This window comes from Mesorhizobium sp. M0768 (assembly GCF_040320195.1).
Taxonomy (GTDB): Bacteria; Pseudomonadota; Alphaproteobacteria; order Rhizobiales; family Rhizobiaceae; genus Mesorhizobium.
Genome location: NZ_JAMYPD010000009.1, coordinates 27,247 through 50,707 on the forward strand (window position 1 = coordinate 27,247; position 23,461 = coordinate 50,707).

At 63.9% G+C, this 23,461-nt stretch carries 25 protein-coding genes; 4 read left to right on the forward strand and 21 right to left on the reverse strand.

The genetic code is table 11. The features are described 5' to 3' along the window. Positions 1–91: 91 nt before the first annotated feature. The 4 genes from NKI08_RS14225 to tesB form a co-directional block, all read right to left on the reverse strand. Positions 92–2,749, reverse strand: coding sequence for an FtsK/SpoIIIE family DNA translocase (locus NKI08_RS14225; RefSeq protein WP_352770220.1), 2,658 nt, complete (start codon positions 2,747–2,749; stop codon positions 92–94). A 342-nt stretch (positions 2,750–3,091) separates the two neighbouring features. After that, positions 3,092–4,405, reverse strand: a complete 1,314-nt coding sequence (locus NKI08_RS14230) for an ammonium transporter (RefSeq protein ID WP_352770457.1) — start codon at positions 4,403–4,405, stop codon at positions 3,092–3,094. Between the two features lie 49 nt (positions 4,406–4,454). Continuing rightward, positions 4,455–4,793: a P-II family nitrogen regulator gene (locus NKI08_RS14235; protein WP_023679755.1), complete on the reverse strand. Its 339-nt coding sequence runs from the start codon at positions 4,791–4,793 to the stop codon at positions 4,455–4,457. A gap of 219 nt (positions 4,794–5,012) precedes the next feature. Next, positions 5,013–5,888 (reverse strand): acyl-CoA thioesterase II, encoded by an 876-nt coding sequence (tesB, locus tag NKI08_RS14240; protein WP_031212697.1) that lies wholly within the window; start codon positions 5,886–5,888, stop codon positions 5,013–5,015. 100 nt (positions 5,889–5,988) lie between these two features. Here tesB and NKI08_RS14245 point away from each other — a divergent pair, with 100 nt between their 5' ends. After that, the gene (locus NKI08_RS14245) at positions 5,989–7,233 is read left to right on the forward strand and encodes a ubiquinone biosynthesis hydroxylase (protein ID WP_352708011.1); all 1,245 of its coding nucleotides are present in this window, start codon (positions 5,989–5,991) and stop codon (positions 7,231–7,233) included. A gap of 138 nt (positions 7,234–7,371) precedes the next feature. On the opposite strand, the gene NKI08_RS14250 is transcribed toward NKI08_RS14245, so the two are convergent. From NKI08_RS14250 to NKI08_RS14260, 3 genes are all read right to left on the reverse strand, one after another. Continuing rightward, entirely contained in the window at positions 7,372–7,899 is a 528-nt protein-coding gene (locus NKI08_RS14250; RefSeq protein ID WP_352770223.1) for a hypothetical protein, read from the reverse strand. Between the two features lie 143 nt (positions 7,900–8,042). Then, complete coding sequence (locus tag NKI08_RS14255) at positions 8,043–8,399, reverse strand: YciI family protein (protein WP_352770226.1); 357 nt, start codon at positions 8,397–8,399, stop codon at positions 8,043–8,045. A 2-nt stretch (positions 8,400–8,401) separates the two neighbouring features. Continuing rightward, positions 8,402–8,767 (reverse strand): hypothetical protein, encoded by a 366-nt coding sequence (locus NKI08_RS14260; protein WP_352770228.1) that lies wholly within the window; start codon positions 8,765–8,767, stop codon positions 8,402–8,404. Between the two features lie 112 nt (positions 8,768–8,879). On the opposite strand from NKI08_RS14260, the gene NKI08_RS14265 reads away from it, so the two are divergent. Beyond that, positions 8,880–9,305: an OsmC family protein gene (locus NKI08_RS14265; protein WP_352470788.1), complete on the forward strand. Its 426-nt coding sequence runs from the start codon at positions 8,880–8,882 to the stop codon at positions 9,303–9,305. A 49-nt stretch (positions 9,306–9,354) separates the two neighbouring features. Here the strand turns inward: NKI08_RS14265 and NKI08_RS14270 are convergent, their stop codons facing one another. The 7 genes from NKI08_RS14270 to NKI08_RS14300 all read right to left on the reverse strand — a co-directional run bounded on the left by NKI08_RS14270 (position 9,355) and on the right by NKI08_RS14300 (position 14,750). Beyond that, positions 9,355–9,996 (reverse strand): YceH family protein, encoded by a 642-nt coding sequence (locus NKI08_RS14270; protein ID WP_352770231.1) that lies wholly within the window; start codon positions 9,994–9,996, stop codon positions 9,355–9,357. Between the two features lie 250 nt (positions 9,997–10,246). Continuing rightward, positions 10,247–11,026 (reverse strand): succinate dehydrogenase iron-sulfur subunit, encoded by a 780-nt coding sequence (locus NKI08_RS14275; RefSeq protein WP_292663232.1) that lies wholly within the window; start codon positions 11,024–11,026, stop codon positions 10,247–10,249. Further along, on the reverse strand, positions 11,026–11,466 hold the full coding sequence (locus tag NKI08_RS14280; protein ID WP_352470790.1) for a DUF3052 family protein: 441 nt from the start codon (positions 11,464–11,466) through the stop codon (positions 11,026–11,028). The genes NKI08_RS14275 and NKI08_RS14280 overlap by 1 nt, the downstream gene beginning before the upstream one ends. 1 nt (position 11,467) lies before the next feature. Further along, positions 11,468–13,306 carry a succinate dehydrogenase flavoprotein subunit gene (sdhA, locus tag NKI08_RS14285; protein WP_352470791.1) on the reverse strand — a complete coding sequence of 613 codons (1,839 nt, stop codon included), beginning with the start codon at positions 13,304–13,306 and terminating at the stop codon, positions 11,468–11,470. A 4-nt stretch (positions 13,307–13,310) separates the two neighbouring features. After that, complete coding sequence (gene sdhD, locus NKI08_RS14290; RefSeq protein ID WP_023679767.1) at positions 13,311–13,706, reverse strand: succinate dehydrogenase, hydrophobic membrane anchor protein; 396 nt, start codon at positions 13,704–13,706, stop codon at positions 13,311–13,313. Between the two features lies 1 nt (position 13,707). After that, positions 13,708–14,127 (reverse strand): succinate dehydrogenase, cytochrome b556 subunit, encoded by a 420-nt coding sequence (sdhC, locus tag NKI08_RS14295; protein ID WP_352770237.1) that lies wholly within the window; start codon positions 14,125–14,127, stop codon positions 13,708–13,710. 242 nt (positions 14,128–14,369) lie between these two features. Then, entirely contained in the window at positions 14,370–14,750 is a 381-nt protein-coding gene (locus NKI08_RS14300; protein ID WP_352770239.1) for a hypothetical protein, read from the reverse strand. A gap of 251 nt (positions 14,751–15,001) precedes the next feature. On the opposite strand from NKI08_RS14300, the gene NKI08_RS14305 reads away from it, so the two are divergent. Further along, on the forward strand, positions 15,002–15,361 hold the full coding sequence (locus tag NKI08_RS14305; RefSeq protein ID WP_352450158.1) for a hypothetical protein: 360 nt from the start codon (positions 15,002–15,004) through the stop codon (positions 15,359–15,361). Here NKI08_RS14305 and NKI08_RS14310 read toward each other — a convergent pair. Together NKI08_RS14310 and NKI08_RS14315 are read right to left on the reverse strand one after the other, a co-directional pair. Further along, positions 15,345–16,565 carry a GGDEF domain-containing protein gene (locus NKI08_RS14310; RefSeq protein WP_352470793.1) on the reverse strand — a complete coding sequence of 407 codons (1,221 nt, stop codon included), beginning with the start codon at positions 16,563–16,565 and terminating at the stop codon, positions 15,345–15,347. The genes NKI08_RS14305 and NKI08_RS14310 overlap by 17 nt on opposite strands. A 75-nt stretch (positions 16,566–16,640) precedes the next feature. Beyond that, positions 16,641–17,837, reverse strand: a complete 1,197-nt coding sequence (locus NKI08_RS14315) for a GGDEF domain-containing protein (RefSeq protein WP_352770244.1) — start codon at positions 17,835–17,837, stop codon at positions 16,641–16,643. A 160-nt stretch (positions 17,838–17,997) separates the two neighbouring features. Between NKI08_RS14315 and NKI08_RS14320 the strand changes: the two genes are divergently transcribed. After that, positions 17,998–18,309: a hypothetical protein gene (locus tag NKI08_RS14320; RefSeq protein ID WP_023679773.1), complete on the forward strand. Its 312-nt coding sequence runs from the start codon at positions 17,998–18,000 to the stop codon at positions 18,307–18,309. Between the two features lie 58 nt (positions 18,310–18,367). Here NKI08_RS14320 and leuC read toward each other — a convergent pair whose 3' ends face one another. The 5 genes from leuC to rplS all read right to left on the reverse strand — a co-directional run bounded on the left by leuC (position 18,368) and on the right by rplS (position 23,396). Continuing rightward, positions 18,368–19,777 (reverse strand): 3-isopropylmalate dehydratase large subunit, encoded by a 1,410-nt coding sequence (gene leuC / locus NKI08_RS14325; RefSeq protein ID WP_352770247.1) that lies wholly within the window; start codon positions 19,775–19,777, stop codon positions 18,368–18,370. Positions 19,778–20,026: 249 nt separating this feature from the next. After that, positions 20,027–20,662 (reverse strand): class I SAM-dependent DNA methyltransferase, encoded by a 636-nt coding sequence (locus NKI08_RS14330; protein ID WP_352770250.1) that lies wholly within the window; start codon positions 20,660–20,662, stop codon positions 20,027–20,029. Between the two features lie 52 nt (positions 20,663–20,714). Beyond that, positions 20,715–21,530 (reverse strand): amino acid ABC transporter permease, encoded by an 816-nt coding sequence (locus NKI08_RS14335; RefSeq protein ID WP_352770253.1) that lies wholly within the window; start codon positions 21,528–21,530, stop codon positions 20,715–20,717. A gap of 266 nt (positions 21,531–21,796) precedes the next feature. After that, positions 21,797–22,594 carry a transporter substrate-binding domain-containing protein gene (locus tag NKI08_RS14340; RefSeq protein ID WP_031212709.1) on the reverse strand — a complete coding sequence of 266 codons (798 nt, stop codon included), beginning with the start codon at positions 22,592–22,594 and terminating at the stop codon, positions 21,797–21,799. 262 nt (positions 22,595–22,856) lie between these two features. Beyond that, complete coding sequence (rplS, locus tag NKI08_RS14345) at positions 22,857–23,396, reverse strand: 50S ribosomal protein L19 (protein ID WP_254817835.1); 540 nt, start codon at positions 23,394–23,396, stop codon at positions 22,857–22,859. Between the last annotated feature and the right edge of the window lie 65 nt (positions 23,397–23,461).

The following is a 23,461-nucleotide window of genomic DNA, read 5'->3' on the forward strand; positions in this document are numbered from 1 at the left end:
TGGCCCCCCAGTTGGGCTTAAGTTTGGCGGCCGCACGGCGCCCGTCGTTGCAACGCGCCAAAAGGTTCAAAGTTGCCGGCGCGGACGCGCTCTAGAACTTGTCGTCCTCCGTCGGCACCAGGATTTCGCGTTTTCCGGCATGGTTGGCCGGGCCGACAATGCCTTCCTTCTCCATCTTCTCGATGATCGAGGCGGCGCGATTGTAGCCGATGCCGAGCCGGCGCTGGATGTAGCTGGTCGAGGCCTTGCCGTCGCGCAGCACCACCGCGACCGCCTGGTCGTAGGGATCGTCGGAATCCTCGAAATTACCGCCGTCGCCGCCGCCACTGCCTTTGCCCGTCGGCTCATCGTCATCCTTGTCGTCGTCCTCGGTGATGGCGTCGAGATATTCCGGCACGCCCTGCAATTTCAGATGCGCGACAATCTTCTCCACCTCGTCGTCGGAGACGAAGGGACCGTGCACGCGCTGGATGCGGCCGCCGCCGGCCATGTAGAGCATGTCGCCCATGCCGAGCAGCTGTTCGGCGCCCTGCTCGCCCAGGATGGTGCGGCTGTCGATCTTCGATGTCACCTGGAAGGAGATGCGGGTCGGGAAATTCGCCTTGATGGTGCCGGTGATGACGTCGACCGACGGCCGCTGCGTCGCCATGATGACATGGATGCCGGCGGCGCGCGCCATCTGCGCCAGGCGCTGCACCGCGCCTTCGATGTCCTTGCCGGCGACCATCATCAAATCGGCCATCTCGTCGATGATGACGACGATGTAGGGCATCGGCTCGAGGTCGAGGTTCTCCGTCTCGTAGATCGCCTCGCCGGTTTGGCGGTCGAAGCCGGTCTGCACGGTGCGCGAGATCCTTTCGCCCTTTTTCTCGGCCTGCTGCACGCGCGCGTTGAAGCCGTCGATGTTGCGGACGCCGACCTTGGACATCTTGCGGTAGCGGTCCTCCATCTCCCGCACGGTCCATTTCAGCGCCACCACCGCCTTCTTCGGATCGGTGACGACCGGCGTCAGAAGATGCGGAATGCCGTCATAGACCGAGAGCTCCAGCATCTTTGGATCGATCATGATCAGCCGGCAGTCCTCCGGCGTCAGCCGGTAGAGCAGCGACAGGATCATGGTGTTGATGGCGACGGACTTGCCCGAGCCGGTGGTGCCGGCGACCAACACGTGCGGCATCTTGGCGATGTCGACGATCACCGCCTCGCCATTGATGGTCTTGCCCAGCGCCAGCGCCAGCTTGGCCTTGGTGGTTTCGAAATCGCGGCTGGCCATGATCTCGCGCAAATAGACCGTCTCGCGCCTGGCGTTCGGCAATTCGATGCCGATCGCGTTGCGGCCGGGCACCACGGCGACACGGCAGGCGATGGCGCTCATCGAGCGGGCGATGTCGTCGGACAGGCCGATGACCCGCGACGATTTGATGCCGGGCGCCGGTTCCAGCTCGTAGAGCGTGACGACCGGACCCGGACGCACATGGATGATTTCGCCCTTGACGCCGAAATCCTCCAGCACGCCCTCAAGCAGGCGGGCGTTCTGCTCCAGCGCGTCCTTGGACAGGCTGGCGTCGCGCACCACGTTCTTTGGTTCCGACAGGAAGTGCAGCGACGGCATCTCGAATTTTTCCGAGCCGATCAGCGAAGTCTGCGCCTCGCGCTGGACGCGGGCGCCGGGGGCCGGCCGCGGCGCCGGCGCCTCGACGCGCGTCGCGGCGTCGGAACGGAAGTTCTGCACCTTGGCGGTTGGCGCAGCGCGGCGCTGGCCGGCCGGCTCGGGCGCGAAATCCATGTCGTCGTCATTGTCGTCGTTATCGAAGACGTCGGCATCGTCAGGGTCGATCGAGGCACTGCGGTCGTTGACCATGGCGGCGAAGAATTCCGGCTCGACGCGGGCGCGCCCGCCCGGGCTCATCCGCGCCTCGGCGAACTCGGCCGATTCGACCCGTTCGGCCGCCCGCCGCCAGGCGCTGGGGCGCGGTTCCATCTCCGGCTCGAAATCGTCGCGCTCGCGCCGGCGCGCGGCGCGGCGGCGCAGATAGGCCCGCAGCGACAGCCACCAGTGGGTGATGGCGCCAAGCGCCAATATACCTTCGTCGCCCTCGTCCTCTTCATTGTCGAAAAGCAGGTCGTCCTGCGGATCGGGCACTGCGGGCTGTTCGAGGACGGCAAAGCCGTTCTTGCGCGAAATCAGCGCCGAGCCATACAAGAATACCCACAGCGCCGGCGCTGCCAGGAGCACGGCGAGCACGCTGGCGACGAGGCCGGTCGGATAGCCGCCGATGACCAGGCCCGGGACATTGAGCACCATGTCGCCGAAGACGCCGCCGAGGCCGGTCGGCAGCGGCCAGGTCTTGGGCGGCACCACGCAGCCGGCAATTGCCGCGCCAAGCAGCGAAAACCCGAACCAGGCCAGTGCCCGTTTCGGCAGCCGGTCGACGCCGCGCGCGGTAAACAGCAGAAATCCCCAGATCACCGCCGGCACCAGCGCCGCAACGGCGGCAAGTCCGAAGAACTGCATGGCAATGTCGGAAAAGACGGCGCCGGCATAACCCATTGCATTGGTGACGATATTGTCGGTGGCGTGCGAAAAGCTCGGATCGGCGACGTTCCAGGTGGCTAGGGCGGCGACGCCGAAACCAACCAGAGCAAACAGCCCGGCACCGACCAGCCGCCCGACCTGGCGCCTCGCGAACGACCGGATGCCGTGCTCCGTATCGGCCAGCGCAAGCGGTGCTGAAGCCCCTGAACGCATGCTTTTCCTCGTCTGTCGTTGCCCGGCCGGGCGCGGACGCGCAACACGGCAGATTCGGCTGTCAGACTAGCGGCGGGAGGTTAAGGGCGCATTAACCATGGGCATTCTGCGTCACCGGAACGGGCGACCGCCACCACAGTTCGGAGCGTTGCGGCCGCTGTTTCACGCCGCCGGCGGATCGAGCCACCTTGATCAAGCGATTGTATGATCGAGCCATAACGGCCGCCTGCACACAAAAAAGAGGCCCGGAAGGTTTCCGGGCCTCAAGGCGTGAGCCCTTTCGGGAGCATCACGACGGGATCTTCCCGGCACCGGCAAAACGCCGGTGCCAGCCAATAAACCTCACGGCACCACTTCGCCGTGCTGGCTGATGTCGAGGCCTTCGACCTCTTCCTGGGTGGAAGGACGCAGGCCGACCAGCGCCTTGACGATATAGAGGATCACGAAGCTCGCGATCGCCGTCCACAGGATGGTGAAGACGATACCGTAGAGCTGCTTGCCGACAGAGGCACCCGAGCCAAGGCTGTTGATCGCCGGATCGGCGAGCACGCCGGTCAGCAATGCACCGATGATGCCGCCGATGCCGTGCACGCCGAATGCATCGAGCGAGTCGTCATAGCCGAACGCGTGCTTGAGCTTGACGGCCGAGACGTAGCAGAGCACGCCGGCGACGATGCCGACGATGAAGGCGCCGGTCGGATTGACGAAACCGGAAGCCGGCGTCACCGCGACCAGGCCGGCGACGGCGCCCGAGATGATGCCAAGCACGCTCGGCTTCTTGGCGACGATCCATTCGGCGAACATCCAGGCGAGCGCCGCAGCGGCAGCGGCAACCTGGGTGTTCAGCATCGCGGCACCGGCAAGGCCGTCGGCGGCCAGTTCCGAGCCGGCGTTGAAGCCGAACCAGCCGACCCACAGCAGCGAAGCGCCGATGACGGAGTAGACGAGGTTGTGCGGCGCCATGTTGGTGGTGCCGTAGCCTTCACGTTTGCCGAGAACCAGCGCGCAGACCAGGCCGGCAACACCGGCATTGATGTGAACGACCGTGCCGCCGGCGAAATCGAGAACGCCGGCTGTGCCGAGGAAGCCGCCGCCCCACACCCAGTGCGCGATCGGGGCGTAGACCACCAGCAGCCACGCGCCCATGAAGATGAGCAGCGCCGAGAACTTCATGCGTTCGGCGAAGGCGCCGGCAATCAGCGCCGGCGTGATGATGGCGAAGGTCATCTGGAACATCGAGAAGACGAACTCAGGAATGTTCGCCACGCCCGGCAGCCACAGCGAGGAGGTGGTGATGCCGTTGTGGAAGAACTTCGAGAAGCCGCCGAGATAGGCATTCATGCCGCCGCCATCCGAGAAGGCCAGCGAGTAGCCGAACATGAACCACAGCACCGTCACCAGGCAGGTGATGGCAAAGCTCTGCATGATGGTGGCGAGCACGTTCTTTTTGCGCACCATGCCGCCATAAAACAGCGCCAGGCCCGGTACGGTCATCATCAGCACCAGCGCCGTCGAGGTCAGCATCCAGGCTGTGTTGCCGGTGTCGAGCGCGGGCGCAGGGGCAGCCGGTGCCGCTTCCTGCGCGAACGCAGCAACCGTGCCCAGTGCAGCGAGAGCGAGCGAACCTAAAACGGCCGTGCGTCCCGTTATCTTCAAGGTGGAAGGAATATTCATTGAACTCTCCATTGGAATGCGTATCCGCAGCTCAAAGCGCGTCGGTGTCTGTTTCGCCGGTGCGAATGCGCACCGCCTGGTCGATGCCGAAAACGAAGATCTTGCCGTCACCGATCTGGCCGGTCTTGGCCGCCGCGGTGATGGCTTCGACGGCCTTGTCGACCATGTCGACAGCGACCGCGACTTCGATCTTGATCTTCGGCAGGAAGCTGACCGCGTATTCCGCCCCGCGATAGATTTCCGTGTGACCCTTCTGACGTCCGTAGCCTTTTACTTCGGTGACGGTCAGGCCCTGGATGCCGACTGCGGTGAGCGCCTCGCGCACCTCGTCGAGCTTGAACGGCTTTATGATTGCCATCACGATCTTCATAAGGTTTCACCCTTTGCTGTTGCGGGTCCCCGCGTTTGCACGACTTCGCCGATCCCCATGAGAGCCGGAGAGTGCCCGCTAGGATTCAAGCTCCGTGCCAATTGCCGAAGCAGGGTGTTAAGCTGTTGTTAAACAACGAAATCGAGAAGGTCTGGCAGCTGCCTGTTCACAGGCGCGGCAGTGCATATGCTTAAAAAATAGGCAAATTTCGAAAAATGCCTACTCCGCAGGCGGCCGCTTCAGCCGGATGAGTCCTTCTTGGGCAACCGAGGCGATCAAGGTGCCGTCGCGGGCAAACAGCGAGCCGCGGGTAAAGCCACGCGATCCTTGCGTCGACGGGCTGTCTTGCGTGTATAGCATCCAGTCGTCGAGCGGATGGCTGCGGTGGAACCACATGGCGTGGTCGAGGCTGGCTGCCTGGATATCACGATCGAAAATAGCGCGGCCATGAGCAAAGGTCGAGGTGTCGAGCAGCGTCATATCCGAGAGGTAAGCGAGCACGGCCGCCTGCGTGGCGCGGTCGGCCGGCACCGGGCCGGTGGTGCGGATCCAGATGTTCTGCTTCGGCTCGAGCTTTTCCCGGCTGGTATAATGCTTCAGCATCACCGGCTTCATCTCGATCGGCCGGTCGCGCTCCCAATAGCGCTTGATGCCGTCGGGCACCGCTTCGCCGAACTTGCCCAGCAATTCGCGCTGCGACAGCAACGTGTCGGGCGCCGGCACGTCCTGCGGCATCGGCACCTGATGTTCCAGGCCGACCTCATCCTGCTGGAACGAGGCTTCCAGCGAAAAGATCGCCTGGCCGTGCTGGATCGCCACGACGCGGCGCGTGGTGAAGGAGCCGCCGTCACGGATGCGGTCGACCTCGTAGATGATAGGCACCTTGGTGTCGCCCGGCCGCATGAAATAGCCATGCAGCGAATGCACGTGGCGCTCGGGCTCGACCGTTCGCTGCGCGGCGACCAGCGCCTGGGCGATGGTCTGGCCGCCGAAGATGCGCTGCCAATCGAGCTTGGGGCTGCGACCACGATACAGGTTGTGTTCCAGCTGCTCGAGGTCGAGAATGCCGAGAAGCTCGTCCATGGCTGCCGTCATCTTGACCTCGCCGCAAAATTACCATGGCGGTTTCCGACAGGAACAGCGGGCAGTCAAGGGCGGAATGCCCGGCAACAGTCAGGCTGCGAAAGGAATTGCCATGGTCGACAGCAAGAATTCGCTCGACGTTCTGGTCGCCGGCGCCGGTTATGTCGGCCTAGCCGCCGCCGTGTCGCTGAAGCAGGCGCGGCCGAGCCTCGCCGTCGCCGTCGTCGATGCGGCACCCGCCAGGGTCTGGCAGAAGGACGGCCGCGCCTCGGCGATTGCCGCCGCCGCGTGCCGCATGCTCGACCAGCTCGGCGTCTGGAACGAGATCGCGCCGGGGGCGCAGGCGATCACCGAAATGATCGTCACCGATTCGCGCACATCCGATCCGGTCCGCCCGGTGTTCCTCACCTTCGACGGCGAGGTCGCGCCCGGCGAACCCTTTGCGCATATGGTCGCCAACAAGGATTTGAACGGCGCCTTGCGCCGGCGCGCCGAACAACTCGGCATCGGCATCATCGAAGGCGTCGCCGTCAGCGCCTTCGACATCAACGGCGCCGGCATCACCGTGCATCTTGCCGACGGCGCGACGCTGAAGGCGCGGCTGCTGGTTGCCGCCGACGGCGTCAATTCGAAGCTGCGCGACATGGCCGGCATCAAGACGGTGAAATGGGAGTATGGCCAGTCCGGCATCGTCTGCACGGTGGCGCACGAGCGGCCGCACAACGGCCGCGCCGAAGAGCATTTCCTCCCCGCAGGCCCGTTTGCCACGCTGCCGCTCAAGCCGGGCAAGGACGGCACCAACCGCTCGTCGATCGTCTGGGTCGAACGGTCGCAGGATGCCGAGAAACTGGTCAGTGGCGACACGCTGGTCCTGGAATATGAGCTCGAGCAGCGCTTTGGCCTGAAACTCGGCGAAATCCATCTCGCCGACAAGCCGCGTGCCTGGCCGCTCGGGCTGATCATTGCGCGCGCCTTCGTCGCGCCGCGCATCGCCTTGGCCGGCGACGCCGCCCACGGCATCCACCCGATCGCCGGCCAGGGTCTCAATCTCGGCTTCAAGGACGTGGCGGCGCTGGCCGAAGTGGTGGTCGAGGCCGACCGGCTCGGCCAGGACATCGGCGCGCTCGACGTGCTCGAGCGCTACCAGCAATGGCGGCGTTTCGACACGGTGCAGATGGGCATCACCACCGATGTGCTGAACCGGATGTTTTCCAACGATTTCGGCCCGCTGCGCACTTTGCGCGACATCGGCCTCGGCCTCGTCGAGCGCATGCCCCGGCTGAAGGGGTTTTTCATCCGCCAGGCGTCGGGTCTGTCCGGCGACACGCCGAAACTGTTGAAGGGCGAGGCGATCTAAACAGGCCCTGAAGCTTCCCCAACTTCGTCATCCCTGGGCGTAGCGACGCGAAGCGGAGAGAAGAACCCAGGATGACGAAGCGATCAGGCGTCTCGGCTTGATCGCCATGCGGTCTGCCAAATTTCCGTGTCAGGGAACTTAGTTGACCTCGAAGCCCAGCTTCTGGCGCAGCCGCAGCATGCGCTGGTCGGGAATTTGCAGGTTTTGACCGCCGGCTTCCGCCGCACGGCTGACCATCCGCAGCAGATCGCTCCTTTCGGCCGCGTCGAGCCGTTCGCGCAGGAACGGTGCCAGCTTGTCGATGACCACCGTGGCGTCGTCGATTTGCGATGCCGCCCATTTGGCGTAGATCACCGCTTCATTGGTCTGTTTTTTGTCGGCAATCTCCGAGATCACCGATCGAATGGCAGCTTCGCGTTGCGGCAGCACAGGACCATGTTCGGAAACGATGGCGGTGATCAGCGTCGCGGCGGCGACGACCGGATCGTCGATCGCCGTCAGCGGCGAGAGCGCCGCCTGCTTGCGTAGTTTCTTGCGGCGGACGTTGCCCTGGACGCGGCCAACCACGTCGGCAACCTCACGCGCCGCGTCGTTCATGGTCTTCAGCCGGTACCACCAGAACGCCGCCGCCCCCAGCAGGCCGATTGCAGCAATCAATATATGCATGCCCAAGATCCCCCAATCTCGGGCGACGATAGGAGAAGTATTGCTTCGCTTCAACACGCAAAAGTTGCGCCGATTGAAGAAAACGACAGCCTGCGCCAGTCGTTGGTCGCCACCGCTCCGCGGAGGAACTTATCGAGACATCTCTATGACCCGGGCACCTTGTAGATCGCCCGCACCTCGATCGTGCCGATTTCGGCGAGCGGAATCTCGCCCGCGATCCCCAGCGCCTCGTCGAGGCTCTCGGCCTCGATCATGACGAAACCGAGCAACTGCTCCTTGGTTTCGGCGAAGGGGCCGTCGGTGACCAGCCGCTTGCCCTTGCGCCTGCGAACGGTTTTCGACGTTTTCACCGATTGCAGCGCCTGCGCGATGATCAGCATCCCGCGTTGGTCCAATGACCGGTCATGGGCCATCGAATCGGCGTCGAGCTTGGCCAGCCTCTCGGGGGTCATTGCGTAGAGATCTTTTTCTGCACCATAGACCAGGCAAACATACTTCATTTCTATCTCCATTCCTGGCTTGAAGCCGAAGACGAGGCTACGGAAATCTCCGCGGAGCCCTTGCCTGCCGCAGAATCGAGACCGGCCGCAGCATAGTCGAGAAGAGATACCGCAATCCCAATGATGGCAATCGCCGCAAGCAGCCGGCCAAAGCCGGAAGGCTGCAGGCGCGACCAGTCGGCTTGCTGTTCACCGGCCCTGTGGCCGGTGCTTGTCCAGTGAGCAGAAAACAGATTGTTCATGTGGTCCTCCATCCGGCCACCAATTCCATGGCCGCCCGCAGGACGGCCGGGACAGATGGAAGTCGACATTTTTGCACGCATATTTTTTTCGCGATTTTTTTCCCGAGCGATTTTTTGCCTGACCACGATGTGTCACGCTGCGGCCGATACGAAAGCGCGGGTGGCCTTCGCTCCCGCGCGCGCTATAGTCGACTGGATGCCGATCACGGGCTCAGCCACGACAATCAAGGAGGAATTGATGGACCGCACCGCCAACGCCGTTTGGAAAGGCAGTTTCAAGGAAGGCAAGGGCACGCTCGAAACCCAGAGCGGGGTGCTGAAGGGCACACCCTATTCGGCCAAGACGCGTTTCGAGGATGAAAGCGGCAAATCCGGCACAAACCCGGAAGAGCTGATCGCCGCCGCTCATGCCGGCTGCTACGCCATGCAGCTTTCGCATTTTCTCGCCGAGAACGGCACTCCGGCTGCCGAGCTCGACGCCAAGGCCGTAGTAACGCTGGTCCCCGGCACCGGCATCACCGGCAGCGCGATCACGCTGGTCGGCAAGGTACCGGGCATCGATGCCGCCAAGTTCAAGGAATTGGCCGAGAAGGCCAAGGCCGAATGCCCGGTCTCGAAAGCGCTCGGCGCCATCAAAGTATCGCTCGACGCCAGGCTCGGGTGAGAGCTGGTCTGCGAAAAGCGGGCGATCCTTCGCGCCCCCTCTCGAATGATTATTGGCTTTTTTCGCCAACGAGCGCGTCGAGGCGGGCGCGCAATGCCGCGACCTCCTCCTCGAGGGCCCGCACGCGCATTTCCATATCCGACGCCGGCGAGGACGACTGCAGGGGTGCTGCGGCAGCCGACAGCTGCGGCGGCCCGCTGAGCAGATGGACGTAGCGATCCTCGCGCTGGCCTGGGCCGCGATCGATCTGCTGCACCAGCGGTGGCCGGCGGCCGATCAGCAGATCGAGATTGCCGCGAAGCTCGTCGATCGACGGCAGCCGCGCCATGCGCTCGCTTCGCGCCAGCAATTCATAGGCCGTCTGCGGGCCGCGCAGCAGCAACAGGCCGAGCAGCGCGATCTGCGCCGAGGTCATGGAAAAGCGCTGCGCCACCACATGCTCGTAGCGCTCGACGCGCGACGCGAACACTTGCCTGACGAGGCCCTTCTGCTCCAGCTGGCCAAGCGCCCGCCTGACCTCGGCAAGCTCGACCGACATTACCGGCTCGCGCGCCGTCTTCTGGTTGGCCGCCGCATGTGCCGCATTGAGCGTCAGCGGATAGACGTCCGGCGTCAGCTCCTTCTTCTCGATCAGGCAGCCGAGCACGCGGGCTTCGATGGGAGAGAGGATGGGAAGGTCGGAATCGGTCATAAGTTTGCTATCCTTTCGAACTCGGCGGGACAGCGCCCCCCTCTGTCCTGCCGGACATCTCCCCCTCTAGTGGGGAGATTGGCTGTCATCACCGCTTCGCCACTTTTCAAGGCTGCAGAAAGGGCGCTGTCCTCCAAGCTGCTAATCTCCCCCCTCAAGGGGCCTCAAGGGGGGAGATGTCCGGCAGGACAGAGGGGGGCGCGAAGGATCGCTGCGGACGAGACGATCTCGGCTGCAACCCGCCCGCCGCCTAAACCCGTCGCTCCACCATCATCTTCTTGATCTCGGCGATCGCCTTGGCCGGGTTGAGCCCCTTGGGGCAAGTCTGGGCGCAGTTCATGATGGTGTGGCAGCGATAGAGCCGGAACGGGTCTTCGAGATTGTCGAGCCGCTCGCCCGTCGCCTCGTCCCTGGAATCGATCAGCCAGCGATAGGCCTGCAGCAGCGTCGCCGGGCCGAGATAGCGCTCGCCGTTCCACCAGTAGCTCGGGCAGGAGGTCGAGCAGCAGGCGCACAATATGCACTCGTAGAGCCCGTCGAGCTTTTCGCGGTCCTCATGGCTCTGCAGCCATTCCTTGGCCGGCTCGGGCGACACCGTCTTCAGCCACGGCTCGATCGAGGCGTGCTGGGCGTAGAAATTGGTGAGGTCGGGCACCAGGTCCTTGACCACGGCCATGTGCGGTAGCGGATAGACCTTGATCGCGCCGGAAATGTCGTCGCAGCCCTTGGTGCAGGCCAGCGTGTTCGACCCGTCGATGTTCATGGCGCACGAGCCGCAAATGCCTTCGCGGCAGGAGCGGCGCAGCGTCAGCGTCGGATCGATCTTGTTCTTGATCCAGAGCAGCGCGTCGAGCACCATCGGCCCGCAATCGTCCATGTCGACGAAATACGTATCCATGCGCGGGTTCTCGTCATCGTCCGGCGACCAGCGGTAGATGCGATATTCGCGCAGGTTGGTCGCGCCCTCCGGCTTCGGCCAAGTTTTTCCGGCCATGATCTTCGAGTTTTTCGGAAGCGTGAGTTCGACCATTACCTCAGGTCCTTTCGGATGACGAGCTTCAGCCCGGACCAGATCTCGTTCACGGCGGCGACCTTGACGTCGACAAGGTCGAGCTTCAGCGCCTCTGTGCGGATAACGTCCTCGGTGACGTCGGTCGGCACTTTCGATGCCTTCTTCGGCCATGACACCCAGACCATGCCGTCCCGCTTGATTGCCGCTTCGACGTCGCCAAGACGGTCCTCGATCTCGACACGCTGCCGGGTGAAAGCATGTACGGCATCGTATTTCTCATGAACGCCCGAAATCGCCGACCAGTTGGCCAGCCGATCGAGCTCGGCAAAATCCACGGCTTCGGCCAAATCCTCGAGTTCGGCCGGCAAGGCGACGAAAGCGGCAATCATCCCGTCCTTCAGGCCGAGCTTGGCCGGAAGGGGCGTGCCGGAATATCCCGCAACCGCCAGCAGCCTCATCTCAATACACCCTGGCCTTCGGCGCGATCTTGGCCGGGTTGATGCCGCCGTCTGCTTCCTTGAGCAGCGTTTCGGTGTGCACCGGCCGGTAGGTGAGCGCCACCTCGCCGGCCTCGTTGAGCCGGGCCAGCGTATGCTTGCGCCAGTTGGCGTCGTCGCGGGCCGAAAAGTCCTCCCGCGCGTGCGCGCCGCGGCTTTCCTTGCGCGCCTCGGCGCCGTAGACGGTGGTGATGGCGTTGGCCATCAGGTTTTCCAGCTCCAGCGTCTCGACCAGGTCGGAGTTCCAGATCATCGAGCGGTCGAACACCTTGACGTCGCCGAGTTCACCCCAGATCTGCGAAATGCGCCTGCAGCCGCTTTCCAGCGATTCCTGGGTGCGGAACACCGCCGCGTCCTCCTGCATCGCCTTCTGCATCTTTTCGCGCAAAACCGCTGTCGGCGTCGAGCCGTTGGCGTGACGCAGCCGGTCGAAGCGGTCCATTATCTTTTCGACGGCGGTCTCGTTGGGCGAAGGGATCGCCGATGTGCGGTCGATCACCTGGCCGGCCCGGATTGCCGCCGCGCGGCCGAACACCACCAGGTCGATCAGCGAGTTCGAACCAAGCCGGTTGGCGCCGTGCACCGAGGCGCAGCCGGCTTCGCCGACCGCCATCAGCCCGGGCGACACCTGGTCCGGATTCGACGCCGTCGGGTTCAGCACCTCGCCCCAGTAATTGGTCGGCACGCCGCCCATATTGTAGTGGACCGTCGGCAGCACCGGGATCGGCTCCTTGGTCAGGTCCACGCCGGCAAAGATCTTTGCCGATTCCGAAATACCCGGAAGCCTCTCGTGCAGAACGGCCGGGTCGAGATGGTCGAGATGCAGGAAAATGTGATCCTTCTTCGGGCCGACGCCGCGGCCCTCGCGGATTTCCAGCGTCATGCAGCGCGAGACCACGTCGCGCGAAGCCAGATCCTTGGCCGACGGCGCGTAGCGTTCCATGAAGCGCTCGCCCTCGGAATTGACGAGATAGCCGCCCTCGCCGCGCGCGCCCTCGGTGATCAGGCAGCCGGCGCCGTAGATGCCGGTCGGGTGGAACTGCACGAACTCCATGTCCTGCAGCGCCAGGCCTGCGCGTGCGGCCATGCCGCCGCCATCGCCGGTGCAGGTATGCGCCGAGGTGGCCGAGAAATAGGCGCGGCCATAGCCGCCGGTCGCCAGCACCACCATCTTGGCCGAAAAACGGTGGATGGTGCCGTCGTCGAGGTTCCAGGCGACGACGCCGGTGCAGGTGCCGTCCGGCTCCATGATCAGGTCGAGCGCGAAATACTCGATGAAGAACTGCGCATTGTGCTTCAGCGACTGGCCGTAGAGCGTGTGCAGCATGGCGTGGCCGGTGCGGTCGGCGGCCGCACAGGTGCGCTGCACCGGCGGCCCCTCGCCGAAATTCATCATCATGCCGCCGAACGGCCGCTGGTAGATTTTCCCGTCCTCGGTGCGGCTGAAGGGAACGCCGTAGTGCTCGAGCTCGTAGACCGCCGCCGGCGCTTCGCGCACCATGTATTCTTGAGCGTCGGTGTCGCCCAGCCAATCTGAGCCTTTGACGGTGTCGAAGAGATGCCACTGCCAGTTGTCGGGACCCATATTGGCGAGCGAGGCGGCGATGCCGCCCTGCGCCGCAACCGTATGCGAGCGCGTCGGGAACACTTTGGTGATGCAGGCGGTGCGCAGGCCCTGCTCGGCCATGCCGAGCGCGGCGCGCAGGCCGGCGCCGCCAGCGCCGACGACCACGACGTCGAATTTGTGATCGACATAGCTATAGGCGGAAGCCGTGTTGGCGTTCTTCGCGTCCTTGGCCAAAAAATCAGCCTCCAAATGCCAGTTTAAGCAGGGCGAAGACCGAAGCGACGCCGACGACTACGGGAAAGAATGTGTTGAGGGCGAGCAGCGCCAGCCTGGTGCCTTCGCCATGCACATAGTCTTCGATGATCGCCTGCATGCCGAGCCGCATGTGGTAGAGCACCGACAACAGCACCAGCGCCAGCACCAGTGCAACGAACGGATTGGCAAGTGCGGCGCGCACCTCGAGATAGCTGGCGCCGTTGAGTGCGATCAGGAAGCCGACGAAGAACAGGACCAGCGGGATGTTGGAGATCGCCGTCAGCCGCTGGCGCCAGAAATGGCCGGTGCCCTCGCGGGCGGAACCGAGGCCACGGACCTTGGCCAGCGGCGTGCGCATGTCGGGGTTCTTGCCGTTCATGTCAGGCTCCCCGCGCCATGTAGCCGGCGATCCAGATCAGCAGCGTCAGCGCGACCGAGCCGGCAAGCGTCGCCCAGGCGATCCTCGATGCCGTATGCTTTTCCAGCCCTGCCCCAGTGTCCCAGATAAGATGGCGCACACCGCCCAGCATGTGGTGCATCAGCGCCCAGCTGTAGCCGAACAGCACCAGCCGTCCCAGCCACGAGCCGAAGGCCCAGTTGACGGCGTTGAAGGTCGCCTCCGAGCTCGCCGCCGCCATCAGCCACAGCGCGACCAGCAGCGTGCCGAAATAGAGCGCCCCGCCGGTGATGCGGTGGACGATCGACATCGTCATGGTGATCGGCGGCCGATAGACGGTCAGATGCGGCGAAAGCGGCCGTTCACGCCTGGCAAATTCGCGGGTGGCTGGTGATTTGCTCATGGCTCCCCCAGTTCGGCGTCTCTGGAGCCTCAGGTGGGAATGCGGCATTACCGCTTCCGGTTGCGACTTCGGACAGCCGGTTTCTAATGCTCTTTTTGCACCGCGTCAAAGCCGGAAAACCGTTTCGAAAACGTAATTTAGTCTGATGAAAGCGAGGCTTTCAGCTTCAATCGATTAGGGCTGTCGCCTTGCGCCGGCACAATGTCGCCGCACTGCAAAATATGGCTGGCGCAAGGGGCGGATCAGCGCTTGCAGGCCAGCGGTGGTGCACCGCCCTTCATCACCAGCGCCTCACGCCCATCGATCACGATTGCGTCATGCGCCTCGCCGTAACGGCTGGTCTGATTGGCCGGTGACGCCGGCAGCTCGGCGCTGGCGCCGTTCTGGCCGACGACGCGCACCGACGTGCCGAGATTCTCGATGGTCATCACGCTACCGTCGGCGCAGTTGTAAGTAGCTGTGCGCGGCTGCGGTGCCGTCGGTTCACTAGCGGCGGGAGCAAGCGACACGGAAGCGGCGGCCGTGTTGCCGAGCTTGGGCGCGCTGGTCTGCGGCGCGCAGGCGGCTGCAGCCAGCAGCGGCGGAATGGCCAGCGCCATCCGAAACGTGCGGCGTAATCTCATGCTGCTTTCCCCGCGCATCGAGCCCGCCGCGATGCTCCGGCAAGCCACCGGATTTCATGCTTTTTGAGTCGCGCCCGATGCTGGGGATGGTGGGAACAAGGCATGGCCGAATGATGGCCGGTGGGCGATCGGGTATTAACCATATTTTCCGAGACCTCGCCCGTGCTGCGGTTGCCCTCTTAACAAAGGTTAATAAAAGGTTAACTTCTGATTCGAGGAGGCTTGCCTCTCAGCAACTGGAGCAGCACGCCATGCATTCGAATTCAGCAGGATCGCGCCTTCCCTGGTTCCTATTGGCGGCGCTCGCCGTCGGCGTCGTCGCACCGGCATTCGCCGGGACGCGCCATCATGACCGCGTCTATGCCGATTCCTTCGGCAATCTCGTCATCGACAGCGCCGCCGGCTACAAGCGTATCCTCGTTGGCGAGGGCAAGCTGGCCAAGGAATTGTCCGACTACACCAGCGCCGGCCAGCCCGACGTGATCTACGAAAACGAATCGGACGATGTCCGCGGCGGCGACTGCTATAGGCCGCCGGTTTTCGTCAAGGGCCGCAGCTATATGTACGGCCTCTCCGACGGCGAAATGCCGGAGCTCAGCCCCTGCCGCTGACGGCCACGCCGCCCTTGGTTGACGGCGCCGGCAGGGCAACAGCCGGCCCCACCGAGACACGCACGCAATCGCGACCGCTGCCCTTCGCCTGATAGAGCGCTTTGTCGGCGCGCCGCAACAGGTCGGAAAAGCTTTCGCCCGGACCAAGCTCGGCAACGCCGAAGCTGGCGCTGCAGCGGTGATCCGCGGGCAGGCAGTCGATCGGCGTGGCACCGAAGGCGCTCCGCGTACCCTCGGCAAAGAGCCGGGCGGCGGCTAGATTGGTCCCCGGCAGGAAAATCGCGAATTCCTCGCCGCCGATGCGGCCGGCGACATGATGGTCGGCCGCGGCATCGCGGAGAAAACCGGCAAAGGTCTCGATGACCCGATCGCCCGACGCGTGGCCGTAAGTATCGTTGATGCGCTTGAAATGGTCGAGATCGGCAATGACCAGTGCCGCTGGAACGGCGCGCCGCATGGCGTCACGCAGTGCGATCTCGGCATGGCGCTCGAAGCCCCCACGGTTGAGCAGCCGCGAAAGCGTGTCGGTTTCCGATTTCGACGTCGCCTCGGCGAGCACGTCGCGGACCAGGATAGCCAATGTCACCAGCGCAAGCGCCAGGCCGAACACGGTGCCGACCGACTGCGACACCAACGCATAGCTGGTCTGCGCATAAGATTGCGGGTTGGCGCCCCAGCCACCAAGCGCATGGGCGATGAAGGGTTTGCTGGCGAACTGCAAGGTGCTGGCCGCAAGGACAGCCATCAGCATATAGTCGAGCCGCTCGCGTCTTTGCCTGGACGACAAGACGATCGCCAGCCCGGTGAACTGCATGGCCGCATAGGGAAGCTGGTAGGCCGCCATTCGCACGAACGATTGGCGTGGCAGGTCCTGCACGAAGTAGACCGCGAGGGTGGCGAAGACCAGGAAGAACAGCATCGGCGGCCAAGGCGGCGAAACGCGGTATTTATGGGCAAGCCCGCCATTGAAGGCGACGGTAGCGCCAAGGAAGGCGGCAAAGGCGGCGACAACCACGGGGCGCGCATTGTCGAAGGCAGGAATGCTGAACTCGATCGCGAAATAAGCCGTGCCGAGCACATAGCCGAACGCCAGCCAGCGTGCCGACACCCGGCCGGCGTCATAGACCGCGATCGTCATGAAGGCCGCCGCCAGCAGCCCGGCAACGAACAGGTTGATCAGCAGGATGAAATTAGCGCTGCCCATGGCGTTTTGGCACTCCCCCGAACAGCAAATCACCAACGCGCGAAAAAGACGTTAATTCGAAGCCGTCGCTGACGCTCAGCCAGCACTGGTCCTATTGGGAAGGACGACCGTCTCAGGCCGCTGATAGGACAGGCATACGCTGTCGCGGCCACTCCTTTTGGCTCTGTAGAGCGCTTCGTCGGCGCGGCGCATCAGCGGGTCCAGCCCTTCGTCGCTGGCGCGGGCGGCCACGCCGAAGCTGGCGGTCACTCTTGTCTCGGGCGGAAGCCCGTCGATTCTGTCCGCCGAATAGAGCGTGCGAATGGTTTCGGCAAACAGTCTTGCCGCGCCAAGGTCGCTGAGCGGCAAAAGCACGGCGAACTCTTCGCCGCCGATGCGGCCGGCAACGCCGCGCGTACCTGCAGCCGACAGAAGCTTGGCGGCGAAATCGGCGATGACGCGATCGCCGGCCGCGTGGCCATGTTGATCGTTGAGCGCCTTGAAATGATCGAGATCGGACAGCACCAGAGCAACCGGCAATTGCGCCGTGGCACAGTGCTGCAGGACAAGCATGGCGCGCTCCTCGAAGCCGCGGCGGTTGAGCAGGCCCGACAGCGGGTCTGTCAGGGTTTCGGTCTTCAGGGCCTTCATCACATCGAGCGCGGCGGCGCCGAACAGGCAAAGCGCAATAAGCAGCGACAGCAATGCATGCGACAGCAGAGCCGTCGTCCAGTAGGACGAGGAGTAAAGCCCTTCATAGCTGGTGAACGGCCCATGCGCGATGACGACGGCAAGCGTCCGCCCCAGGAAGTTCAGGCCGGAAAGCAGCGACAGCACGAACAGGATCATTTCTGTCGGGCCGTTGTTGCGCACCACGCGCAACTCGGCGGCGACAACCAGGCTGATGCCGCCGAAGCTGAAATTGATGGCAAGGATGCGCCAGGTGAGATCCGGCCGGGCAAAAAGAAACCACGAGAACGCGGCCAGGCCGCCGCAGGCCAGAATGCCGACCGCCGGGTAAGGCACGCGCCGCCCATAGCGCGCAATGACCGCGCCGGCAAGACAGCAGGTGGCAAAGGTGAAGCACAGGATCGAGATGAGCTTGGTCGGTGCCATGCCGACCGGCAGCGTGAAATACTGGAGCAGGAAGCCTGCGGCCGAGGCCGAGTAGCCCGCCGCCAGCACAGCCAGATAGGGACGGTGGCGCTGATAGAACCACAGCACGAGAAATGCCGCGCCGAGTGTGAGGGCGATGCCTGGATTGAGCAGCGCTATGAGCAGGCCGGTGTCCAAGCGCTGTAATTTCCCCTCGCTTCCCTTGGAGGACCTTAGAGCGGAAGCCCAAACAAGCGGTTAAGCGAAAGCGAATATACGACAGGTGCGTCGACAAAGCCGCTGGGCGGAACCGCGAACGGCGAGCGGCGTTTCACGACGGCAACCAGGAGACGCTCCGATGGCCGACACGATCATGCTGACCGATCACGATGCAATTCGCTCATGGGCCGCGGCACGCGCCGGCTTTCCGGCGATCGTCGACGTGTCGCCCGAAGCCGGAACGCAGCCCATGCTGAGGCTGGTCTTCGGCCAGCATGCCTACCAGGACCAGGATGAGGCCGAACGCCCGGTCAATGCCGGCGGCTACGAACTGGTCGAATGGGACGAATGGTTCAAACTCTTCGACGAGCGCCAACTGGCGCTGGTCGTCGCAAAGGACCAACCCGGCCGCCGTGAGGGATTCCACGAATTCGTCAGGCGGCCCGACTGAAGAATGCCCGAACCGCATTGCGGCTCGGGCTCCTCATATCCGACTGCGCGCGCCTGCCCTATTTCCACTCGCGGATGTCGACGAAATGGCCGGCGATCGCCGCCGCCGCGGCCATTGCCGGCGACACCAGATGCGTCCGGCCCTTGAAGCCTTGGCGCCCCTCGAAATTGCGATTCGAGGTCGAGGCGCAGCGTTCATGCGGCTTCAGCCGGTCGTCGTTCATGGCAAGGCACATCGAGCAGCCCGGCTCACGCCAGTCAAAGCCGGCGGCGACAAAGATCTTGTCGAGGCCTTCGGCCTCTGCCTGTTCCTTGACCAGGCCGGAGCCCGGCACGATCATCGCACTGACCCGCGGATTGACTTGTCTGCCCTCGATCACCTTGGCGGCGGCGCGCAGATCCTCGATGCGGCCATTGGTGCAGGAGCCGATGAAGACGCGATCGAGTTCGATATCGGTGATCTTGGTGCCCGGCTTCAGGCCCATATAGTCGAGTGCGCGCTGCTTGGAGGTGCGCTTGTTCTCATCAGTGATGTCGTCCGGGTTCGGCACGATGCCTTGCACCGAGACCACGTCCTCGGGCGAGGAGCCCCAGGAGACGATCGGCGGCAGCTTTGCCGCGTCGAGCACGACCACCTTATCGAAATGCGCGCCTTCGTCGGACTGCAGCGTCTTCCAGTAGGCGAGCGCGGCGTCCCAGGCTTCGTCCTTGGGGGCGCGCGGCTTGTCCTTGACATAGGCGAAGGTGGTCTCGTCGGGCGCGATCAGGCCGGCGCGCGCGCCGGCTTCGATCGACATGTTGCAGATCGTCATGCGGCCTTCCATCGACAGCGCACGGATTGCCTCGCCGGCATATTCGATGACATAGCCGGTGCCGCCGGCCGTGCCTATCTCGCCGATGATGGCAAGGATGATGTCCTTGGCGGTGACGCCTTCCGGCAGTGCGCCGTCGACGCGCACCAGCATGTTCTTGGCCTTGCGCTGGATCAGCGTCTGCGTCGCCAGCACATGCTCGACTTCCGAGGTGCCGATGCCATGCGCCAGCGCCCCGAACGCGCCATGCGTCGAGGTGTGGCTGTCGCCGCAGACGATGGTCATGCCGGGCAGCGTAAAGCCTTGCTCGGGACCGATGATGTGGACGATGCCCTGGCGGATATCCTTCTCGGAATAATATTCGATACCGAAATCCTTGGCGTTCTTGGCCAGCGCCTCGACCTGGATGCGGCTTTCCTCGTTCTTGATGCCGAACTTGCGCTCGGGCGAGGTCGACACATTGTGGTCGACCACGGCCAGCGTCTTTTCCGGATGCCGAACCTTGCGGCCGGTCATGCGCAGGCCTTCGAAAGCCTGCGGGCTGGTGACTTCGTGGACCAGATGGCGGTCGATATAGAGCAGGCAGGTGCCGTCGTCCTGGCGGTCGACGACATGGTCGTCGAAAATCTTGTCGTAGAGGGTGCGCGGTGCGCTCATGTGCGTAAATCCGTCGATTTAAAAAGGGAAAAGGACGCCGGTCGGCCCGGCGAAGCAGCCTGGCGAGTCTGCCCTAGCGAAGTCGGCTGGTCAGAGCGCCGGAAACGCGCGCGGAAAATCGCGACGGCAGGCGTTTCCTGTCCTGCAGCACGAAACCTTTATAGGCCGGATCGCCAAAAAGCTCTTCCATGGCGCTGCTCATATCAATGTTTTGGCTTTTCAGCAATCGCGTCTGCCTTCGCAGGCGCTTCACAGCACCTTGAACACGAAGGTCTTCACCAGCGCGTCGGGCTCGGCGATTGCATAGCAGCGGAACCACGGGCTCTCCTCGACCGGCCGCCATTTTTTCGCCTGCTCCAGTTCGCCAAACACGGCCTTGAACCCGCCGTTTTCAAACACCTGGTCGCGGACCGTGAAGATGGCGTGGCCGCCCGTCCTGGTGATGCGTATCAGTTCATGCAGGCCCGACGCCGGTGCGTGGCTGATGGTGAACACGCCGGTCGAGAAAAAGGCGCGGAAATACCCGTCCGCCCAAGGCAATGGCCCGCCGAGCATCGCCTGTTTCAGCTCGCTGTAGGCCTGCCGGCTGCCGGCGATTTTCAGCATGTCCTGCGACAGGTCGAGCCCGGCAATATCGTGGTAGCCGAGTGCCTTGAGCGACGGCCCCGACAGGCCGGTGCCGCAACCGGCGTCGAGCAGCGGCCCTTCGCCCGGCGGCACATGGCGCGCCACCCAGGCGGTGATCAGGAACGGCAGGAGATAGCCGAGCGCCGCGGTTTCGCCGTCATAGGTCGCGGCCCATTGCGCATAGGCCTTGGCGAGCGTCTCGGGCGTGTCGGCCGTATAGACCGCTTCCAGCGCCGCATTGGCCTTGTCGATGATCATGGGTCCTCCCCGGTCGCGTCCGCTCGATGGTAGCGCCGTTTTCGCCTGCCTTCTATTCCCCATGCTGGTGGCGGAGCCGCTTCTCCAGCGCCCGCAAGGCCAACGACAGGCCAACGGTCAGGATGAGATAGATATAGGCGACGATCGAATAGGTTTCGAAGAAGCGGAACGAGCCGGCGGCGTAGATCTTGCCCATCTGGGTGATGTCGGCGACGCCCAGCACCGAGACCAGCGAGGAATCCTTGACCATGGCGACGAAATCATTGCCGAGCGGCGGCAGGATGGTGCGGATCGCCTGCGGAAAGATGACCAGCCGGAAGCGCTGGGTGCGCGTCAGCCCGAGCGCCTTGGCCGCCTCGATCTGCCCCTTCTCGACCGCCTGGATACCGGCGCGGAACACCTCCGAGATGAAGGCGGAATAGCCGATGGTCAGCGCCATGACGGCGCGCCAAAGCAACGACACGTCGCGTACCAGCAGCTCACCGACGAGGCCGGCGCTTTGCAGCGGCGCCGTCAGCGCGTTCCATGCCGCGACGAAGGCCGGCGCCCCGGCAAAGGCGATCCAGAACAACAGCACCAGCATCGGCACGCCGCGGATGATCTCGACGTAGAAGCGGCCGATCTGGCTGAGCCAGCGTGAGCCCGACAGACCCATCAGCGCGACGCCGAGCCCGATCGCGCAAGCCAGCGCGAAGGCGACCACCGTGACGAAGATGGTGACGCCGATGCCCTTGGCGACGGTTGCGAAGACCTGGGCATAGAGGTCGCTGGCAGCGATGAAGATGGCGGCGGCCAAGGCGATCGCCACGGCCACGGCAAGCCACCACGGGAAGTCGGATTTGGCTGAGGCGAGAGGCGCCGACGGCATCAAGCGGTACCGATAACAGAGTCACGAAGGCAGCGTTCTGTCACACCCCCCTCTGGCCTGCCGGCCATCTCCCCCTCAAGGGGGGAGATCGGCAGCTTTGACCTCGCGGCCCGTTCTGCAACACTGAAAATTGGCGAAAGCCGATGCGAAATCCGATCTCCCCCCTTGAGGGGGAGATGTCCGGCAGGACAGAGGGGGGTGTACGAGCGCAGAGTCAGCGCGAGTTCCCGCGCACAATCGTCATGAAATGCGCGCAACAAGCGGGCCTACTGCCCCATCTTGTAATCAAGGAACCACTTCTTGTTGAGCGCGTCGAGCGTACCGTCGGCCTTGAGCGCGGCGATTGCCGCGTTGACCGGCTTCACCAGGTCGGAGCCCTTGGGGAAGATGAAGCCGAAATCCTCGGTGCCGAGTGGGCCGCCGATCAGCTTAAGGCCGCCATTGGACGCATCGACATAGCCCTTGCCGGCAGTGCCGTCGGTGAGCACGACGTCGACGTCGCCGGCCTTCAGCGCCTGCACCGTCGCGCCGAATGTCTCGAACAGCTTGATGCGCGGGTTCTGCTCGTTGCCGTCGAGCACGCTGTAGACGGCGGTGTAGAAGGGCGTGGTGCCGGCCTGCGCGCCGATCAGCCCGTCCTTGAAGGCGGCGAACGTCTTTGCATCGGTGAAGCGCTTCTCGTCGCCGCGCACCAGCATGAACTGTTCCGAGCGCATATACGGATCGGAGAAATCGACCTTCTGCTTGCGGTCGTCCTTGATGGTGATGCCGGTCATGCCGATGTTGTACTGATTGTCGGAAACCGCCTGGATCATCGCGTCCCAGGAGGTATTCTGGTACTCGACCTTGAAATTCAGCCGTTTGGCGATCTCGTTCATCGCGTCATATTCCCAACCGATCTGCTTGCCGGTCTTGGCATCGATGAACTGCAGCGGCGGATAGGCGTTTTCGGTCACCACCACCACTTTCTTGCCGCCGAGGTCGGGCAGCGCCTGCGCCAGAGCCGCGACAGGCACGAGAAGGCAAGCCAGCAGGCCGGCCAGCAGCAGTTTCGAATTGATCATGACGATGCTCCCCAGGAACTGAACCGCCTCGATCGGCCGAGGCATGCAGGAAATCCGGCGCCGACTTTAGCTTTCCGCCGGCGCCTTGCAAGCCGCTCCGATGCGGCGTTCGGCACGAAAATGGATTTCAATGCTTTCAACGGCGGCATTACGGAACGATCCGTATCGATTGCGGCCGATGCAGCCCGGCAAAATAGAATCCGCCTCGCGAAACAAAAAGGCGGCCGAAGCCGCCTTTCCGAAAATACGTTCTTGAAGAGCCTTATTCGGCGGCAGCTGCTTCCGCGGCCTTGGCGGCCTCGTCGGCGGCCTTCTTCTCGGCGGCGTCCTGCGCGGCCTTCTCGGCGGCCAGCGCCTGGGCGGCGGCCACTTTCTCGGCCTCGATGCGCGCCTTCTCGGCGTTCAGCGCATCGCGCTCTTCGTCGTTCAGCTTGCGGGCGCGCACGCCGGTGTTTTCCGAAATGCGGGCCGATTTGCCGCGACGGTCACGCAAATAGTACAGCTTGGCGCGACGCACCTTGCCGCGGCGCACGATCTCGACGCCTTCGACCATCGGTGAATAGACCGGGAACACCCGCTCCACGCCTTCGCCGTAGGAGATCTTGCGGACGGTGAAGTTTTCCTGGAAGCCGGCGCCGGCGCGGGCGATGACGACGCCCTCATAGGCCTGGACGCGGGTGCGGGTGCCTTCGGTCACACGGACCTGGACGCGCACGGTATCGCCGGGCTGGAATTCGGGGAGCTTGCGCTTGGCTTCGATCTTGGCGGCCTGCTCGGCCTCGAGCTGACGGAGGATGTCCATCTCAATAATCCACTTCTTGTTCTTCCGACAGTCAGAGCGTCCGACACTCGCCTTGCAGTCGCATC